The sequence below is a fragment of the Microbacterium sp. CIAB417 genome, from assembly GCF_022788845.1.
Map to the genome: position 1 here is coordinate 140453 of NZ_JAHZUT010000008.1, position 19146 is coordinate 159598.

At 68.6% G+C, this 19146-nt stretch carries 14 protein-coding genes; 4 read left to right on the plus strand and 10 right to left on the minus strand.

Features of this window, described 5'->3' with window-relative positions; genetic code table 11:
• Positions 1 to 2 precede the first annotated feature (2 nt).
• The 5 genes from KYX17_RS26605 to KYX17_RS26625 form a co-directional block, all read right to left on the minus strand.
• Positions 3 to 431, minus strand: coding sequence for a molybdenum cofactor biosynthesis protein MoaE (locus KYX17_RS26605; protein ID WP_243231698.1), 429 nt, complete (start codon positions 429 to 431; stop codon positions 3 to 5).
• Positions 428 to 901: a molybdenum cofactor biosynthesis protein B gene (locus tag KYX17_RS26610; RefSeq protein ID WP_243231650.1), complete on the minus strand. Its 474-nt coding sequence runs from the start codon at positions 899 to 901 to the stop codon at positions 428 to 430. Before KYX17_RS26610 ends, KYX17_RS26605 begins: the two co-directional genes overlap by 4 nt.
• A 22-nt stretch (positions 902 to 923) precedes the next feature.
• Positions 924 to 2456, minus strand: a complete 1533-nt coding sequence (locus KYX17_RS26615; RefSeq protein ID WP_243231653.1) for an SDR family oxidoreductase — start codon at positions 2454 to 2456, stop codon at positions 924 to 926.
• Between the two features lie 67 nt (positions 2457 to 2523).
• Entirely contained in the window at positions 2524 to 3150 is a 627-nt protein-coding gene (locus KYX17_RS26620; RefSeq protein WP_243231655.1) for a phosphatase PAP2 family protein, read from the minus strand.
• A gap of 54 nt (positions 3151 to 3204) precedes the next feature.
• Positions 3205 to 4554: a multidrug effflux MFS transporter gene (locus KYX17_RS26625; protein ID WP_243231657.1), complete on the minus strand. Its 1350-nt coding sequence runs from the start codon at positions 4552 to 4554 to the stop codon at positions 3205 to 3207.
• 216 nt (positions 4555 to 4770) lie between these two features.
• Between KYX17_RS26625 and KYX17_RS26630 the strand changes: the two genes are divergently transcribed.
• From KYX17_RS26630 to KYX17_RS26640, 3 genes are read left to right on the plus strand one after another with little or no spacing between them, the layout of a single operon-like run.
• Positions 4771 to 5475 carry a DUF3105 domain-containing protein gene (locus KYX17_RS26630; protein WP_243231659.1) on the plus strand — a complete coding sequence of 235 codons (705 nt, stop codon included), beginning with the start codon at positions 4771 to 4773 and terminating at the stop codon, positions 5473 to 5475.
• Between the two features lie 4 nt (positions 5476 to 5479).
• Positions 5480 to 6133, plus strand: a complete 654-nt coding sequence (locus tag KYX17_RS26635) for a DUF305 domain-containing protein (protein WP_243231661.1) — start codon at positions 5480 to 5482, stop codon at positions 6131 to 6133.
• Between the two features lie 25 nt (positions 6134 to 6158).
• Positions 6159 to 6581 (plus strand): hypothetical protein, encoded by a 423-nt coding sequence (locus KYX17_RS26640; protein ID WP_243231663.1) that lies wholly within the window; start codon positions 6159 to 6161, stop codon positions 6579 to 6581.
• On the opposite strand, the gene KYX17_RS26645 is transcribed toward KYX17_RS26640, so the two are convergent.
• The 4 genes from KYX17_RS26645 to KYX17_RS26660 all read right to left on the minus strand — a co-directional run bounded on the left by KYX17_RS26645 (position 6536) and on the right by KYX17_RS26660 (position 12825).
• On the minus strand, positions 6536 to 8998 hold the full coding sequence (locus tag KYX17_RS26645) for an HAD-IC family P-type ATPase (RefSeq protein WP_243231664.1): 2463 nt from the start codon (positions 8996 to 8998) through the stop codon (positions 6536 to 6538). The genes KYX17_RS26640 and KYX17_RS26645 overlap by 46 nt on opposite strands.
• 90 nt (positions 8999 to 9088) lie before the next feature.
• Positions 9089 to 10063, minus strand: coding sequence for a carbohydrate ABC transporter permease (locus KYX17_RS26650; RefSeq protein WP_137417799.1), 975 nt, complete (start codon positions 10061 to 10063; stop codon positions 9089 to 9091).
• Complete coding sequence (locus tag KYX17_RS26655) at positions 10060 to 11394, minus strand: carbohydrate ABC transporter permease (RefSeq protein ID WP_243231665.1); 1335 nt, start codon at positions 11392 to 11394, stop codon at positions 10060 to 10062. The genes KYX17_RS26650 and KYX17_RS26655 overlap by 4 nt, the downstream gene beginning before the upstream one ends.
• Before the next feature lie 99 nt (positions 11395 to 11493).
• Entirely contained in the window at positions 11494 to 12825 is a 1332-nt protein-coding gene (locus KYX17_RS26660) for an ABC transporter substrate-binding protein (protein WP_243231666.1), read from the minus strand.
• Positions 12826 to 13105: 280 nt separating this feature from the next.
• Between KYX17_RS26660 and KYX17_RS26665 the strand changes: the two genes are divergently transcribed.
• Positions 13106 to 14137, plus strand: coding sequence for a LacI family DNA-binding transcriptional regulator (locus KYX17_RS26665; RefSeq protein WP_243231667.1), 1032 nt, complete (start codon positions 13106 to 13108; stop codon positions 14135 to 14137).
• Between the two features lie 51 nt (positions 14138 to 14188).
• Here KYX17_RS26665 and KYX17_RS26670 read toward each other — a convergent pair whose 3' ends face one another.
• The gene (locus tag KYX17_RS26670) at positions 14189 to 19048 is read right to left on the minus strand and encodes an ExeM/NucH family extracellular endonuclease (protein WP_243231668.1); all 4860 of its coding nucleotides are present in this window, start codon (positions 19046 to 19048) and stop codon (positions 14189 to 14191) included.
• Between the last annotated feature and the right edge of the window lie 98 nt (positions 19049 to 19146).

Here is a 19146-nt window from a genome sequence, read left to right on the forward strand (position 1 = left end):
GCTCAGCCGCCCAGGCCCTTCCACGCTGTCGTCCCGTCGGACTCGACCTGGCGCTTCCACACCGGCAGCTCTCGCTTGATCTGCTCGATCACCTCGCGGCACACGGTGAAGGCCACGTCCCGGTGCCCGGATGCGACGGCGATGACGACCGCGGCGTCGCCGACCTCCAGCCGGCCGATGCGATGACTGACGGCCACGAGCGCGCCGGTGTCGCCGATGGCCTGCTCGGCGATCCGGTGCAGGAACTGCTCCGCATCCGGGTGGGCCGAGTACTCGAGGGCCACGACCGCGGTGCGCGCATCCGGGTCGTTGTCTCGCACGCGGCCCACGAACGTGGTGAGCGCGCCGGATGCGGCGTCGTCCACGGCGGCGAGGTGCGCGTCGAGATCGAGGGGCTCGGCGCTCACGCGTGCGATGACGACGGGCATCAGTGATCTCCTCCGGCGAGCTGGTCGACGACGTGGTCGGCGACGGCGATGATCAGCGGCATCCCCTCCGCGACCGCTGCGGGCTTGCCCGGCAGGTTGACGATGAACGCGCCCTGCGCGGTTCCGGCCAGGCCGCGGGTGAGCAGTGCCGCCGGTTTGCTCTCGCCGCCGCGCCGACGCAGCTCCTCCGCGATGCCGGGCAGCTCACGTTCGATGACGCGCGCGCTCGCCTCCGGAGTCTGATCCCTCGGCGAGACACCCGTACCGCCCGAGGTGACGATCAGTCGAGCGCCCGCAGCGAGAGCCGCGCGCAACGCGCTCTCGACGCTGTCGACGCCGTCCGCCACGACACGAGCCGGCGGACACTCCCACCCCGCGGCGCGCAGCTGCTCGACCGCGACGGGTCCGGATGCGTCCTCGCGCTCGCCCGCGGCGGACCGATCGGACACGGTGATGACAGCCGCCAGACGCATACCGGTCAGCCTACGACGCGCCTCAGAGCTCGCGCGCCTCGGCGGCCGCAATGATGTGCTCGGCCATGCCCCGGAAGACGAAGCCGTGGAACGGCAGGACTGCGAGCCAGTACAGGCGGCCGCTGAGACCGCGCGGGAAGAACACCGCCCGCTGGTCGTAGCGCGATCCGGTGCCCTCGGGCGTCACCGACAGTTCGAGCCACGCGAGGCCCGGCACCTTCATCTCGGCGCGCAGGCGCAGCATCCGTCCGGGCTCGACGGCCTCGACGCGCCAGAAGTCGATCGCGTCCCCCACGGCGACGCGGGTGCGGCTGCGTCGCCCCCGACGCAGACCCACCCCGCCCACCGCGCGGTCCATCCACCCGCGCACGGCCCAGAGGATCGGGGTGGAGTACCAGCCGTTCTCTCCCCCGATCCCGGCGACGACGCTCCAGAGATCCTCGGGGGACGCGGTCGTCACGGCGCTGCGCGCATCCGTGTACACCGTGCGCCCCGCCCACTCCGGATCGCTGGGCAGCGGGTCGCTGGGGACCCCGGAAACCTCGGCGTCCTGCCAGCTCGTCTCGATGTCGTCGGCATCCACCCGCCCCAGCGCGAGCTGAACGGCGCGCCGGTACGACGTCAACCCACCCTCGGGCGGCGGGATGACCTCGTCGATCGAACGGTCTTTGATGACGCACTCGTTCTGCAGCGAGGCGATGAGCGGCCGGGCAATGGAGCGGGGCACCGGTGTGACGACGTTGACCCAGTGCGAGGCGAGCCCGGGTGTCAGCACCGGCAACGGCGCGATCGGGCGCTGCGGGAGGCCGGCCTCGACCGCGTAGCCGTTCATCATCTGGCCGTAGCGCGGCGCATCCGGCCCACCGATGTCGAACGCGCGGTTCACCTCGGGGGCGAAACGGGCCGCTCCTAGCAGGTAGTACAGGACGTCCCGAACCGCGATCGGCTGCACGCGATTGCGCACCCACTTCGGCGCCGGCATGTACGGCAGCACCTCGGTGAGGTGGCGGATCATCTCGAAGGATGCGGAACCCGAGCCGATGACGATGCCCGCCTGGAGCACCGCGGTGGGCACGGGGCTGTCGAGGAAGACCTCGCCCACCTCGACCCGGCTCGCGAGGTGCGGCGACAGCGCCACGCCCTCCGGGTGCAGCGCCCCTAGGTACACGAGACGCGAGACGGATGCGGCGGCGGCCGCATCTGCGACCGTCCGGGCGGCGGCAAGGTCCGTGTCCTCGAACCCCTTGCCCTGCCCCATCGAGTGCACGAGGTAGTACACGACATCGACCCCGTCGCACGCCTCTGCCATGGCTCCCGGGTCGGTGACGGATCCCTCGACGATCTCCACGTCGCTCCCCCACGACAGCGCCCGCACGCGTTCGCCGTCCCGGGAGAGCACGCGCACGCGGTAGCCCGCGGCGAGCAGGCGCGGGGTGAGCCGGCCGCCGATGTACCCGGTCGCGCCCAGCACCAGAACGAGCGGCGTCGTGCCGTCCTCGCGGTGCGGGGCACGCAGGGCGGGCTCGTGCCCGGTGGGCGAGGAGAGCGTCGTCATGCTGCGAGGGTAAGCCTGCTCACCGCTGACGGGACCGGCTCTTGACAGGCCGCGCGCAGAAGCCGTCTCAGCGGCGCTCGGGTTCGAGGCGGCGTCCGAGAAGCGCGACGCACACCAGCGCGACGCCCACGCCGACGGCCATGCCGCCGATCGCATCGGTGAGCCAGTGCGCGTGCAGGTAGGTGCGACTGAACGCCATGAGCAGCACCCACGCAGCGGCGACGATGATCGTCCACACCCGCGGCAGCAGCACGACGAGCATCGTCGCCACCGTCGCGGCGTTCGCCACGTGGCCTGAGGGGTACGAGCCGAAGTCGCTCAGCACCGTCATGTCGGCGGGGCGCCCCCGTGCGAACACGTTCTTCAGGATCTGCACGACGAGAGCGCTCGCCGCGATGGCGATCACGAGCGTCGCGGCCGACCAGGGACGCCGCGCCAGCATCAGGAGTGCCACGCCGACGACGGGGACGACGAGCGACCCGACGAGCGTTCCGCCGGCGACATTGAGGAACAGCGAGAGCTGCGTGAGGAAGGACCAGTCGGCCGCGGCGAGCAGGTCGTTCCAGGCGGTGTCGATGGCGAACGGCGCGTCACCGCTCAGCACGATCCACACCCCGATCGCCAGGCCGAGCGCCACGAGCGCGCCGCCGACCCACAGGATGCCGCGACGGGAGGGGGCGCTGGGCTGGCTCATCGACTCAGTCTGGCACCCGCATCCGGGATCCGCCGGGTGAGCGGCGATGGTGTATCAGGGCGCGAGCTGGGCAACCGTGCGCGGACGCACGATGAACCAGAGCGACAGCGCCGCGATCACGCCGCAGCCCACCATGACCGACGCCATGGTCGTGGGCGAGATGGGCGCCCCGTGGGACAGCCCGCCCACGAGCGGCGAGATGATGCCCGCGACACCGAAGTTCGTGGCTCCGATGATCGACTGCGCGGTTCCCGCGGCATTGCCGTGCCGGTCGAGCGCGAGCACCTGCACGCACGGGAACGTGAACCCGCAGGTGGTCATGAAAAGGAACAGCGGCACGACGGTTCCCCAGACGCCCAGGTGCAGCTGATCGCCGACGATGATGGCGGCGCTGGTCACGATGAGGGCGGCGGTCGAGAACGCCAGCACCCACTGCGGCCCGAACCGGGCGGCGAGCCGGGATGCGGTCTGCACGCCGATCACGAGGCCGACCGAGTTGGCGGCGAACAGCAGGCCGTACTGCTGCGCGTCGAAGCCGTAACTCTGCTGGAAGAGGAACGAGGACGCCGACAGGTAGGAGAACAGGCCGCTGAAGGTCATGCCGCCGATGATCAGCACGCCCACGAAGACGCGGTCGCTGAAGACGCTCCGATAGCGCTGCCAGATCGTCGTCGATCCCCTCTCCTGACGGCGAGCGCGCGGGAGGGTCTCGGGGATGAAGACGAGAGCGGACACCAGCATGACGACGCCGTAGACGGCGAGGACGACGAAGATCCCGCGCCACGGCATGACCTGCAGCAGCCACGAGCCGACCAGCGGCGCCAGCACCGGTGCCACGCCGGAGACGAGGGCGAGCCGCGAGAGCATGACCACGAGCCGCCGTCCACCGAACAGGTCGCGCACGATCGCTGCCGCGACGACACCGCCGGCCGCGGCACCCGCGCCCATGAGCACGCGGGTCACCCCCAGACTCACGAGATCCGGAGCGAAGGCGGCGGCCGCACTCGCCACGATGTGCAGGCCCGTCACGATCAGCAGCGGGATGCGGCGTCCGAGCTTGTCACTGAGGGGTCCGACGACGAGCTGGCCCAGCGCGAAGCCGATGGTCGTCCCCGTCAGGGTCAACTGGATCATCGCCGCCGTCGTGTCGAAGTCCGCCTCGAGGATGGGGAACGCCGGCAGGTACAGGTCGATCGTGAACGGGCCGAGCGCGGTGAGCGCGCCCAGCAGCACGATGTAGAGCACACGGCGCCATGTCGGCATGGCATCGCCGGGGTGCAGCACGATGGGGGCGGTCGCCGGGTTCGAGCCGAGCGTGCGGATGGCGCCGGTCGCCGGGCGCGGCACGCGCACCGAACCGGTGGCGGTGGTCTCGTTGCGGTCGGAAGCGGGAACGTCAGACAAAGGGGTACCAGTTCGCAAGAGAAGGTGGGCGCCGAGCGGCGGGCCGAGCTCGAAACGATTCGAGCGACACATCGATTCTATCCGAGCTCCCCCGACGGCGGGCCCTGAGGTCTTCCCAGCCCACACAAAATGCGTTCGCATACAATCCTTGCGGGCCGACAGCATGGCCCGTGTTCCGCCCTTCCGTGCCCGCACCCACCCGAGGACGTACATCACATGAGCCCGACGCCCGACAAGCGCCAGAGCGGCAATCCCGCGACCCAGGCGAAGATCGCCAGCTCCCAGAAGCAGGAGCGCGAGCAGCGCCGCCAGGAGAAGCTGGCCGAGTATCAGCGCCAGCTGGCCAAGCGTCGCCGCAGCAAGCTCGTCTGGTGGGTCGTCGGCTCCGGAGCGGCGGTCGTCGTCGTCGCCCTCGTGGTCGCCTCGATCGTCTTCACGCCGAAGCCGGTCACGTACCAGGCGCAGAACTCGACGGGCGCGGTCATCGAGGGTGTCGAGACGTTCTCGAACACTACGAACCACGTCGAGGGCCCGGTCGAGTACCCGCAGACCCCGCCGGCCGGCGGCGAGCACAACCCGTTCTGGCTCAACTGCGGCATCTACACCGAGCCCGTCCCGAACGAGAATGCCGTGCACTCCATGGAGCACGGCGCGATCTGGGTCACGTACGACCCCGCCAGGGTGGGCGACGACGAGCTCGCGACCCTGAAGAGCTACTTCCCGCAGACGTACACGCTGCTCTCGCCCTACGAGGGCCTCGACTCCCCCATCGTGCTCAGCGCGTGGAACGCGCAGCTCAAGCTCGACACGGCCGATGACACCCGTATCCCGGAGTTCTTCGAGGAGTACTGGCGCAGCCAGAACGCCCCGGAGCCCCTCGCCGCGTGCAGCGGCGGTGTCGACGCCCCCGGCCGTCAGTGATCCGATGACCGAACGCACCGAGCGCCGACCGGCCCGATGGATCGCCATCGGGCTGGTCGCGCTCGCCGTGATCGCGGTCGGCTTCGCGATCGGGCGCTTCTCGCTCTTCGACAACGCCCCGGCCGTGCCCAACGCCGCCGACATCGGCTTCGCCCGCGACATGCAGGTGCACCACGACCAGGCCGTCGAAATGGCGATGATCGCCTACCGCGGCACGGACGATGACATCGTGAAGGCGCTCTCGTACGACATCGCCACGGGTCAGGCCGCTCAGAACGGGATGATGTTCGAGTGGCTGACGCAGTGGGGCGTGCCGCAGCAGGGCACCCTGATGAGCTGGATGGGCGACACCGATGCGCACGGCTCGCACGGCGCCGGAGCCGACGCCGATCCCGCCGAGCTGCGCGCGTCCATGGGCATGGCCACCGACGCGGAGCTGGCGGAGCTCCGCAGCGCGACCGGCACGGTCCTGGACTGCCAGTTCCTGACGCTCATGATCCGTCACCACGAGGGCGCCATCCCCATGGCCGAGGCCGTGCTCGAGCGCGGCAGCATCCCCCGGGTGCTCCAGGTCGCCGAGACCATGAAGGTCAACCAGACAGCGGAGATCGATGCGATGCGCGCCTCGCAGGCGCGGCTGGGCTGCGCGGCCGGCTGACGCGGGCGGCCGCTAGGGTGGTCGCGTGAACCAGCATCACGTCCACCGCCCCGTGGCGGTAACCCTCGCGGTCGTGCTGGTCTCCCTCACCGGCGCGTACGACGTCGTGCTCGGCATCCTGGTGCTGCTGAGCCGCTACGACGTCGCCGCCGAGGACGTGCTGACCGTCTCCCTCATCGGCGCAGGCATCATCCTGTTCGGACTCCTGACCCTCGCCGTCGCCTCCGGAATCGCACGGGGCAGCCGGCTCTCCCGGCTGCTGGTAACCATCTACGTCGCCATCCAGCTCACGCTGCACGTGATCACCATCGTCACCAGCGACGCCTGGGACGGCCTGCTGTTCGTGCAGATCGCCCTGCAGATCGCCCTGCTCCTCGTCATGTGGACGCCGCTGGGTTCGCGTTACTTCCGCTCGCGGGAGAGCGCGCCGGACCCCTTCACCCCCTGAGAACGCGCGAGCGAGGCCCGCACGAACCGCACGTGGAACAGGCGCACGATCTCGATCGCGCCGATCGCAACGATCACGAACAACGTCAGCGCGTACGCGCCCTCGCGTCCCGGATCGACGAGTTGGAAGAACTCGATCGACACCGGCACCGTGAACAGCGTGATCAGCGCGAGGAACATGACGCCGATCACGATCACCTTGAAGCGGTTGAGCGGGCGCGACAGGATCGACAGGATCCAGATGCCCACGACCGCCAGGATGATCGTCGATCCCGTGCGCAGTTGGTCCTCCTCGACGCCGATCGAACGGGCGACGAGCGTGTATCCGGTGAGCGTGAGCGCCACGATGATCCCCGACGGCAGGGCGAACGCCAGTGAGCGGGGCAGGAAACCGGGGATGTAGCGTCGGGCGTTCGGCATGAGTGCGAGGAAGAACGCCGGGATGCCGATTGTCAGCCCGTCGGTGATCGACAGCTGGCGCGGCAGGAACGGGAACGACAGGACGAGCGTGCCGAACAGGATGGCCAGAGCCGTCGCGTAGGCGGTCTTGGTGAGGAACAGCATCGAGACGCGCTCGATGTTCGCGATGACCTGACGCCCCTCGGCGACGACATCCGGAAGGTGGGAGAACCGGCCGTCCAGCAGGACGATGCGCGCGACCGCCTTCGTCGCGGCGGCGCCGGAGTTCATCGCGATCCCCATGTCGGCGCTCTTGATGGCGAGCGCGTCATTGACGCCGTCCCCGGTCATCGCAACGGTGTGCCCGCGGCTCTGCAGGGCAAGCACCATGGCCTTCTTCTGCTCGGGCGTCACCCGACCGAACACCGTGTGCGTCTCGAGCACGTCGGCCAGCTCCTGGACATCCTCGGGGAGCGTACGCGCGTCGTATCCCTCGGCGACGTCGAGGCCCACATCGCGGGCGATGGCGGCAACCGTGCGCGGGTTGTCGCCGGAGATGATGCGCACCCCGACGCCCTGCGCGTGGAAATAGGTGAGCGTCTGCGCCGCGTCCGGGCGCACGCGCTCTCGGAACGTGACGACCGCGACGGGGCGGAGCGGTGCCGGAAGCCGCTCCTGGGTCACGTCGCTCTCGTCGAGTTCGACCGGCGCCTGCGCCAGCACGAGCGTGCGCAACCCCTGCGAGGCGAGCGCGGTCACGAGCCCACCGAGCACGGATGCGGCATCGGTCGCCTCTTCGGGGAACACCATCTCGGGAGCGCCGAGCACCCAGGTCTCGCCGGCCAGCGAGACCGCGCTCCACTTGCGTCCGGACGAGAAGCCGATCCGCGCGGTCGGCGCAGTGTCGGGCGCCTCCGGGTACGGCTCCCGCAGACACCGCGCCGTGGCGTTGGCATCGGGCGCCACCCCGTACCAGGCGAGCGCATTCTCCCAGGCCCCTGTCGCATCCGGCAGTGGATGCGCGGCATCGAAAGTGATCTCCCCCTCGGTCAGCGTGCCGGTCTTGTCGAGGCAGATCACATCGACCCTCGCGAGTCCTTCCACGGCCGGCAGTTCGTTGACCAGCACCTGCTTTGCAGCCAGCTTCGCCGCCCCGACCGCGAAAGCGATCGAGGTCATGAGCACAAGCCCCAACGGGATCATCGCCGTGAGCGACGCGATGGTGTTGACGACCGCCTGCTCCCAGCGCCCCTCGGAGAAGATGACCGCCCAGCCGCCCGCGACCATGACCTGCGCGTTGAGCACGAGCAGCCCGATCGGGCCGATCCCCCAGCTCACCCACTTCAGCACGCGGTCGATGCTCGTGCGAAGCTCGCTGCGCACCATGGAGAAGCGCTTGGCCTCGGACTGGAAACGGTTCGCGTAGGAGTCCGCACCGACCTTGTCGACCCGCGCGTCGCCCTCGCCGCCCACGACGATCGAACCCGAGAGCACCTCGTCGCCTGGGCGCTTGTCTACCGCATCCGATTCGCCGGTGAGCATCGACTCGTCGACCTGCAGCGCGACAGAGCGCTCCAGCACGGCGTCGGCCGCGATCTGATCGCCCGCCCGCAGCACGAGCACGTCGCCGAGCACGACCTCCGCCGGCGCGATCTCCACCTCGCTGCTCTCGCGTCGCACGCGGGCACGAGGGGCGTTCAACAGGGCGAGACGGTCGAGGGCGCGCTTGGCGCGGAACTCCTGCACCGTGCCGATGATCGCGTTGGCGAAGGCGGCCAGACCGAACAGGGCGTCCTGCCACCGGCCCACCAGCAGTAGCACCAGGAAGCACGCGCCGACGATGCCGTTGAAGAGGGTGAACACGTTGGCGCGCACGATGTTCCAGACGCTGCGCGACGTGTCGGCGTCGACCGAGTTGCCGAGGCCCGCGGCGAGGCGCCTTGCCGCCTCCTCAGCGTCGAGGCCGGTGTCCGTACCGGCGATCGACAGTGTCTGCTCGGATGGGCCCCCGTGCTGCATGCGCTCACCCTATCCGTCCGCCGCGCGGACGCATCAGGGGGGCCGCACCCAGGCGGATGCGGCCCCCCCCTGATGTGCGTCTCCGTCGCGTCAGCCCTTCGTCGCGCCGGCCAGCAGGCCGCGCACGAAGAACCGCTGGAGGGCGAAGAACACGATCAACGGAACGATGATCGAGATGAACGTACCCGCCGACTGGAGGTACCAGCGATCGCCCCACGATCCCGAGAGGGAGTTCAACGTCTGCGTCAGCGGCAGCGATGAGCTCGGCGCGAAGATCGTGGCCACGAGCAGGTCGTTCCACACCCACAGGAACTGGAAGATCGCGAACGACGCGATCGCCGGCATCGCCAGCGGCAGGATCATCCGGAAGAAGATCTGCCCGTGACCGGCGCCGTCGACCCGCGCCGCCTCGATGACCTCGCTCGGGATCTCCGAGATGAAGTTGTGCAGGAGGAAGATCGCCAGCGGCATGGCGAAGATCGCGTGGGCGATCCACACCGTCGCGAAGCTGTGCTCCACTCCGCGCAACTCGAACCCGGGGAAGACGGCGACGCCGTTGATCTCGAGGCCGCGCGAGAACAGGCTGAGCAGCGGCACGAGGGCCATCTGGATCGGCACGATCTGCAGCGCGAACACGAAGATGAACAGGCCGTTCTTGCCCTTGAAGTCGATCCAGGCGAACGCGTACGCCGCCAGCGATGCCAGCGCAATCGGGATGGCGGTGGCGGGGATGGCGATGGCGAGCGAGTTCAGGAACGACTCCCCCAGCGTCAACGCGGTCCCCCCGGAGGTGAGCGCGTCGAAGTAGTTGTCGAGCGTGAACGCCGGGTCGACGAAGACCGTCCACCACCCACTCGTCTGGGAGTCGGCGCCGGGGCGGAACGAGGTGACGAAGAGGCTGAAGGTCGGGATGGTCCAGAAGATCGCGATGATGATCGCGATCAGCGTCGCCGTCTTCGACGTCATTCGCTTCTGCGCGGTCTTCTCGTTGCGGCGCGTGTCACGCGCGACCTTGCGGGCAGCCTTGGCGTCGAACGCCGGCGTGGTCGGGGCGGCGGCGCTCATCGGATCTCCTTCTGCTTGCGCATCTGACGCGCGTTGTAGATGATCAGCGGCAGCACGAACAGGAAGAGCACGACGGCCAACGCCGAGGAGTGCCCGTAGCTCTGGAACCGCTGCTGCTGGTTGACCATCTCGAAGCCCAGTACCGAGGTGTTCGAGCGACCGCCCGTCATGACGGCGACGATGTCGTACACCTTCAGCGAGGCGATCGTGATGGTCGTGAGCACGACGATCAGCGAGGAGCGGATGCCGGGAACGGTGACGTTCCTGAACCGCTGCCAGGCCGACGCGCCGTCGAGCTGCGCGGCCTCCAGCTGCTCGGTCGGAATCGCCTTGATCGCCGCCGAGAGGATGACCATCGCGAAACCGGTCTGGGTCCAGACGAACACGGCCAGAAGGGCGAAGGTATTGATGAGCGGCTGCGCGTCGAGCCAGCCGACCGGGTCGCCGCCGAACATCGTGACGATCGCGTTCAGGAGGCCGATCTGCTCTCCCTGACGGTAGTCGTAGACGAACTTCCAGATGATGCCGGCGCCGACAAACGAGATCGCGACGGGCATGAACACGAGCACCTTGAGGATCTTCTCTCCGCGCGCCCGGTCGATGAAGGCGGCGTAGGCGAGACCGATGATCGTCGAGAGCGTCGGGGCGAACAGGGCCCAGATGACCGTGTTGATGACCGACCAGAATCCCTCGGGGTTCGTGAAGGTCCAGATGTAGTTCTCGAGGCCGACGAAGTTGTCGCCGGTCTTGTCGAAGAACGACTGGAAGAAGGTCGAGATCGCCGGGTAGATGAGTCCCAGCAGGAGCAGCAGCATCGCCGGAGCCAGGAACACGACGAGCTGGAACACGTACCCCGCGCCTTCGCGGGATCGGTAGTCGGCGAAGAAGAGCAGCGCTCCCGCGCCCAGCGCGATGGCGAGGACGTAGACGAGCGCGTTCTGGTACGGACGCAGCAGCATGAAGGCGAGCAGCGGAATCGCGAAGCACGCGACGACACGCAGCCACATGTACCCGCGTCCGCGCCGGGGCGCGAACTCGATGAGCAGCAGCACGAGTCCGACCACGGCACCGAACACGATCAGCACGATCGGGATCTGCACGATGGGGTGCAGCCCACCGAGCCAGATGAAGAAGCTGTTGAGAGAGAAGCCGAGCGAGGTCGGCGGTGCGTCTTCGACCGAGGGGCTCAGCCACAGAAGGAGGGCGGCCACAACGATGAGGGCCGCAGCGGCGATGGCGACGATCGTCGCGATCTTGCGCGCGCGGGGCGATTTCGGAGGCTGGAGCTCGTCATGGAAGACGAGCGGCTCCGTCGTTTTCGTCTGGGACATCTGGGTCCTTGTCCTCCGGGCGGCCGCCCGCGGGCGGGGCCGCGGGGCCGCCCGGCTGGGAAGCCGGACGACCCCGCGGTCGCGAGCGAGCCGACGGGATTAGTTGTCGTATCCCGCCTGGATGTCGCTGAGAACCTGGTCGAGCGGACGGCCGTCGATCCAGTTGACCATGCCCTTCCAGAACGAGCCCTGACCCACCGTGGCCGGCATCAGGTCGGAGGCGTCGAAGCGGACGACCGTGGACGGGTCCTGCAGCGTCTTCATGGCGTCGGTCAGGAACTCGCTGGAGGCGAGCGACGGGTCGGCGCCCTTGTTGGCGGAGATGACGCCGCCGAGCTTGACGCGTGCGTCGGCGAACTCGGGAGTCGACATGTACTCCACGACCTTCTGGACGGCCTCGTCGTCGCTGAACGCGGTCACGAACTCGCCACCGGCCTCGACGTACTGCTCGCCGTCGGCGGTGATGCCGGGGAGCAGGAACGCGTAGACGTCACCGTCGGGGGCGACGGTGGGCGTGGCACCCGAGGCGGTCTTGGCCTCGAGGAAGTTCGCCGACAGGAACGACGCCTGGTGCGTCAGAGCGCAACGACCGTCGGCGACCGCGGCCGCGACGTCACCGAACGCGGTGGAGTTGATGCTCTTGACGTCGCCGTAGCCCGCGTTGACGTAGTCCGGGTTCAGCAGGATCTGGCCGACGGCCTCGAAAGCCTCCTTGATCTGCGGGTCGGTGAACTTCACCTCGTTGTCGACCCACTGGTCGTACACGTCGGCGCCGGACTGGCGCAGCACGAGGTCCTCGATCCAGTCGGTGCCCGGCCAACCGGATGCGGCGTCGGACGCGAAGCCCGCACACCACGGGGCGGCGCCGGTCTTGTCGCGGATCGTCTGGGTCAGCGTCAGCAGGTCGTCCCACGTCGTGGGAGCCTCGACACCCCACTCCTTGAAGCTGGCGGGCGAGTACCAGACATAGCCCTTGACGTTGCCGAGCATCGGCGCCGCGTAGAACTTGCCATCGAGGCTGCCGTAGTTCTTCCAGTCCGCGGACCAGTACTCGTCGACGTTCTTGGAGACGGCGTCGGAGCCCTCCTTGACCTCACCGGTCTCGATGAGGGACTTGAGCAGACCGGGCTGCGGCACGATGGCGATGTCGGGGGCCGAGCCACCCGTCACCTTCGTGACGATGTTGCCCTCGAAGCTCTTGTCACCCGTGTAGACGACCTTGATGCCGGTGTCGGCGGTGAACTGCTCGAAGGACTTGTTGAGCGCATCCGCCTCCCCACCGGTGATACCGCCGGCGATCTGGACCGTCGCGCCCTCGACCGAGCCGCCCCCCTGGGACGAACTGGTCTCGGCACAGCCTGCGAGTGCAAGGCCGGCGACTCCCAACAGAGCCATCGGGACAAGCACCCGACGTCGCTGTGACCTGGTCATGTGATTCCTCCTCTTTGAGCACGCATGAGCATCTTGCCCCACGTATCGGCTTCACTCAGGAACCGATTCCAGGCCACCGTAATCCAATCCCGCATCCGACACAACAGCGAAGGATCACAACTCGATAACCTGCGATGGGAGCGCTCCCGCAGGCTCTGAATGGTCTATGGGAGCGCTCCCGGGAATGACACACGATGTGGAACCGGTTCCCTATCAATCGGGATTTCGCTTAGCATGTGGAGCGTCCCCGCATCACCCGTCGAGGAAGAGGGTGGCTCTCATGAGCGGAATAGCCGACGTCGCGCGTCAGGCCGGTGTCTCCAAGTCCACGGCGTCACGCGCGCTCAGCGGTTCCGGCTACGTCTCCGACGAGACGAGAGACCGCGTCACTCGCGCAGCCGAGATGCTGGGCTACGTGCCGTCGACGAACGCACAGAGCCTGTCGACGGGGCGCACCCAGAACATCGGCGTGGTCATGCCCTACATCAACCGATGGTTCTTCGCCGAGGTGCTCGAGGGCATCCAGGCCGCGCTCCTGGAACGGGGCCTGGATCTGACGCTCTACGACGCAAAACCGGGAAGCGACACGCGCGAACGCATCTTCGAGAGCTTCCTGACGCGCAAGCGGTTCGACGGCCTGATCGCGGTCGGGCTCGAGCCCGAGGAGAACGAGCTGGACAGCATGCTCGCGCTCGGCAAGCCCGTCGTGAGCGTCGTCGGCAACCACGAACGCACCAGTGTCGTCACCCTCGACGATGCGCTGACCGGCCGGCGCGCCACCGAGCACCTGATCGAGCTCGGGCATCGTCGCATCGCCTTCCTGGGCGCGGGCTCGCGCACCCGCTGGCCGCATGTGGAATCGTCGCGACTCGACGGCTACATGCAGTCGATGGCGGATGCGGGGTTGGCTGACGAGGCGACCCACACCGAATCGGAGCTGACGCTGCCCGCCGGCTACGACGCGGCGGTCGAGCTGCTCAGCGATACGCGTACGCGCCCCACCGCGATCGTCGCCGCGTGCGACGAGGTCGCCATCGGCGCCATCATCGCGGCCAGGCGCCTCGGCCTGCACGTTCCGGCGGCTCTGAGCGTCATCGGCATCGACGACCACGAGTTCGCCGAGATGTTCGCGCTGACCACCTTCCGCCAGGTTCCGCGCGAGCAGGGCGCCGCGGCCGTCGAGCTGCTCATGCGCCAGATCCAGGACCCGACACTCGCTCCCGTCATCCAGCGCCTCAAGCCGAGACTGGTCGTGCGCAGCTCCACCGGCCCCCTGCGCTCGGATCGCGCCGCGGCCGACGCCACGGTGTGAACGAGGGCGCCGGCGCCGAAGCGCCGACGCCCTCGCGTCATCCGTTGTCGATCAGCTGCGTCGACGCACCGGCAGGGCGCGTCCGACGATGCCGAGCGCGAGCAGCAGCGATGCGGCGAGCAGCGCACCCGCGACCCACTGCGTCTGAGCACCCGTGGCAGCCAGGGAGCCCGACCTGGGCGCGATGGAGACCGCCTGCCAGCCGATGACCTGACCGTTCTCGTCGAGCACCACGAGCCGGTGATCGCCCGTGAGATCGGCGGGCAGGGTGACCGTGACGTTGCCCGCCGCATCCACCTGGTGCCATCCCCCGAGCTGCCGCGGCGTCGAGTACAGCCAGACCGTCACCCAGTCGCCCGCGTACTGCGTGCCGACGTGGATCGTGATCGTGGTTCCGGCGCGCAGCTCGCCCGTGATGACCTTGATGACATCCTGCAGGGCGGGCACGAGCTGGCTCGGGTCCGCGGGCTGCGGCGTCGTGGTCGGCGGCGTGTCGGACGTCACCTTCAACGGCAGTCGGAGTTCCGTCCCCGTCTGCGGCGCCTGGACGACGATCGTGCTGTCGGCCGGGGCATCGGCGGGCACCGTGAAGGTGACCGTTGCGGTTCCTCCCGTGACGGTCACCGGATCGATGACGGCCGTGCTGCCCTCGACGCTCACCAGCAGCGAGGTCGTCTCAGGGCTGCCGAGCGAGGTGAGGTTCAGCCCGCTCACCTGGAACGTGACCTGCGCGCCCGGTGCGACGGATGCGGGAAGCCCCGTCACCTCGGCGCTGCGCGTGGCGTAGCTCGGCGAGACCGGGCTGTTCGCCGTCAGGTACGAGATCCACGCATCCCGGTCGATGAGACCCGAGTCACGTGTGTCGGTGCCCTGCGTGAAGGTGCGGAAGTTGTCGCCGCCGGTCAGCAGGAAGTTGAACGAGCCGATCCGGTACGAACCGTTCGGGTCGATCGGCTTGCCGTCGATCCACACACCGGTGATGTGCGATCCCTGCGGCGCATCCGCGTCGTAGGTGTAGGTCACGTTCTTCGACAGCCCGAGCGCGAGGTAGGGCCGCGACGGAATGGTGCCGTCGGGGTTCGTCTGCCACTGCTCCTCGAGCACCTGCGTGAACTGGGCCCCGGTGAGGGTCGTCGTCCAGAGGTTGTTCACGAAGGGCAGCACCGCGTTCGCCTCGGCGAACGTGATCACACCGTCGTCGCCGCGCAGGAGCTCTGCACGAAGACCTCCGGGGTTCACGACACCGATCTCGGCGCCGCCGCGATCGGGATCCGAAAGCGTCGCCACCAGCGAGTCCGCGACGAGGTTGCCCAGCGTCGACTGCGCCGCGCGGTTGTCTCGCGTACCACCCGCGTAAGCGCCGTCGATGAAGGACCCGCCCTCGAAGGCCGTCGTGATGTCCGCCGAGACGGAGCCGATCGGCTGGTCGCCGACGACCTTCGCTCGGGCGAGCGCGCCGTCCACGATCTCCTTCACCTCGGCGACACGCGGGTACGCGGCGACGAGTTCGGCGTCGTCGGCCTTGGTGCGGGCGACGTTCTCCTTCTCATAGGAGAGGACGTCCCCCGTCTCGGGGTCGACGTTGAGCACGACGTGACCGATGTTCTCGCCGTAGCTTCCGGTCTGCACGACGGGACGGGTCTTGCCGGGCTCGCCGGGGATCGGCGCATCCCACGCGTACTTCTTGTGCGTGTGACCCGTGAAGATCGCGTCGACGGATGCGGAGGTCTTCTGCACGATCTCCGCGAACGCCTTGCCGTCCGCGATCTCGTCGGCCAGATTCGCCTTCTCGGCATCGCCCGCAGCAGCACCCTCGTGGTACTCGGCCACGATCACATCGACGTCGCCTTCGGCCTCGAGCTTCGCCGCGACGCGGTTGACCGCATCCACCGGGTCTCCGAACTCGGTGTCGGCGATGCCGGCCGGTGTGACCAGCGTCGGCGTCTCCTCGGTGACGGCACCGATGACCGCGACCGTGAGCCCGTCGACCTCGAAGGTGGCGTACTCGGGAAGCGCCGGCGTCGTCGTGCCCTTCTTGTAGACGTTCGCGCCCAGGTACGTGAAGTCGGCGGCGGGCTGCACGCGACCCGTCAGATCCGCGAATCCCTTGTCGAACTCGTGGTTGCCGACCGTCGATGCCTTCAGACCGAGAGCGTTGAGCACGTCAATCGTGGGCTGGTCGTCCTCGAAGGAGGAGGCGAACAGCGAGGCGCCGATGTTGTCACCGCTGGAGAGGAACAGCGTGTTGTCGTCGCCGTACTCGGCGCGCAACTGCTCGACCGTGCCGGCGAACTTCACCGTGTTGGCGTCGATACGACCGTGGAAGTCGTTGATGTTCAACAGGTTGATCGGCACCGTCGGGTTCCACGCGACGCCCACCACGACGGGGTCGTGATCGCTGGAGCGGTAGGGCGAGACCTGGTAGAAGTTCGTCGCGTTGTAGTTGTACCGGCTGTACTCGAGCGCGATCGACTCCCCCGCGTTGATGTTCCACACATCGACGCCGGTGACCATCTTGGCCGCGGCGGGCGAGGCCAGCACGTGGTCGAGCGAGCCGCTGGCGCCCTCGAACGAGTACGTGTGCTTGCCCGTGCGCGAACCGAGGTCGGTGTACCCGGCCTCGTAGAGGACCTGCATCGGGTCTTCCTGCGTGTACGAGTTGAAGTCACCGAGCAGGAACACCCGGTCGGTTCCCGCGGCGGTCTTCTGCTCGGCGGCGAAGTCCACGAGCGCCTTGGCCTGGCGGACGCGGTCGCCGTTGAAGGCGCCCTGCTCGCCGTCGGCGTTGTCACCCGTCTGCTTCGGGTCGCTGTCGCCCTTCGACTTGAAGTGGTTCACGATCGCCAGGAACGCCGCATCCGTCTCGCCCTTCGGCGCGAAGGCCTGCGCGAGCGGACGTCGCGCGTTGACGAAGGCGTCGTCCAGATCGATGACCGACGGCCCGACCGGAGAGACGGCGTCCGCCTTGTAGATGAACGCGGTGCGGATGACGTCCTCACCCGAAGGTACCTGGGTCGGCGACGGGACGAAGGCCCACTCGTCAGCGCCGAGATCAGCGTTCAGCGCGTCGACGAGGGTCGACAGAGCCGCGTCGCGGTTCTCGCCGAAGGCCGCCGAGTTCTCGATCTCTTCGAGCGAGACGACCTCGGTGCCGAGCGCGTTGATCGCGTCGACGATCTTGTCCTGCTGACGCTTCAGGCTGACCTCGGTCGCGGCGCCGCGCGGGCCGTTGTTCGGGCAGCGGTTGGCCGTGATCGGGTTGCCGTCGCGGTCGGTGTAGACCGAGGTGCAGCCCACGTCCGCGGCCGTCGTCGTGAAGTAGTTCAACACGTTGAAGCTGGCGATCGAGATGTCGCCGCCGACCGCGTTCGGGGCGGATGCGGCGCGCGCCGAGCCGATCGTGACGGGCAGCGGGTCGCCCGCCTTGACCTGCGTGGTCGGCTGCACCTTCCAGGCGCGGTTGCGGTAGTCCAGGATCACCGGCTGCGTGAACGACACCGCACCGCCCACTGTGACACTCACATCGGTCAGGTAGGGCAGCGGGATGGCCTTATTGGTCGAGCCGTCGAGGAAGTTGATCGACGCGCCGTCGTCGAGCACGACACCGCGCGCGGCGTTGTCGGCCTCGACGGCTGCGGCCTCCGGCGTGCCCGGACGCGCGACGTCCGTCGGCGTGATCAGCGGCTTCTCGCCCGAGGCGAGCCCGATCTCCGCGTACTGGTTCGTCGTGTAGGTGTTGCTCACCGTGAACTGACCCTGCGGGGCGACGAGCATGCTCTCGAACTTCTCGCGGTCCGCCGGCGCGATGGGCCAGGCCAACGGCACCGGGGTGACGGGCGCGACCTGCTCGTCGATCGTCGTGACGGATCCCGCCGAGGCGTTGATCTGCGTGAGACCGCTGAACTCGCCGGCGACACCGGTCACCTCGACGTAGGCGCCCATGGGGGCCTTCGCGGCGATGGCCGCTCCGGCGTCTCCGCTTCCGCCGTAGACGAAAACGGCGTCGGATGCGGTGTGCGAGGCGTCGACCGCGCCGCCCGTGCCGGGCGTCTGGATCGTGAAGCCGTTGAATCCGCCGGTCGCGTATGCGCCCGTGACGACGCCGCGGGTGGTGACGGTCTGGCCCGACAGCGGCGTCGCATCACCCGTGCCCTGGATGTCGGCGATCGCCGTGACCGCGGGAGTGCCGGGGTCGGTGCCCGGATCCGGGTCCGTGCCGGGATCGGGATCCGTGCCCGGGTCGGGATCGGTGCCCGAGGTCGCGGACGCCTGCGGCGTGATCTGTGCCGGGTGGCTGAAGTCGGCGGCGTTGTTGTCCGTGTCGACGAAACTCGTGCGGGCAAGCGAGTTGGGGACGCTGTTGGCCCCGGTGACCGGGGCCACACCCGTCTCGAACGTCTTCGATGCGCCGTAGCCGAGGAGATCGACGACGTGCTGCTGGCCGACGACGGATCCGGTGGGAAGCGTCAGCGCCTGGGTCGTGTCCGCGAGGTAGAGCGTGCCCGTCGTCCCGGAGGCGTTGAACCCCTTGTCGAAGGACAGGTCCGGCGTGACGGGAAGCCCCGCGCCGACGGCGCCGTTGCCGTTCCATGCGATCAGGTAGTAGTCATCCGGCTCGATGACGCCGCTCAGCGGTTCGGTGACCGACGCCCCGCCGGTTCCGTCGGCCGAGCGGTACTGCAGCGACCAGCCGTCCAGGCTCTGCGCGGTGTCGCCGGCGTTGTAGAGCTCGACGAACTTCTTGTTGAACGGAGCGTTGGCGCTTCCGCCCTTGAGGTAGACCTCGTTGATGATGACGTCGGCGGGCTCGGCGGCGACGGCGACGGCGGGCACGAACATGCCGGCGACGACCGCAGTTCCGATCCCGAAGGCGAGCGCCGCGAAAGGACGCCTCGGCTGGGAGGGGGACATGGATCTCCTGAGGTTTTGCTGGGGGACATTCAGGAGACTACGAAGAGAGGACCCCTCCGCGGCTTACGAGAAGATGACGGTTCGGTGAGATTGCTCTC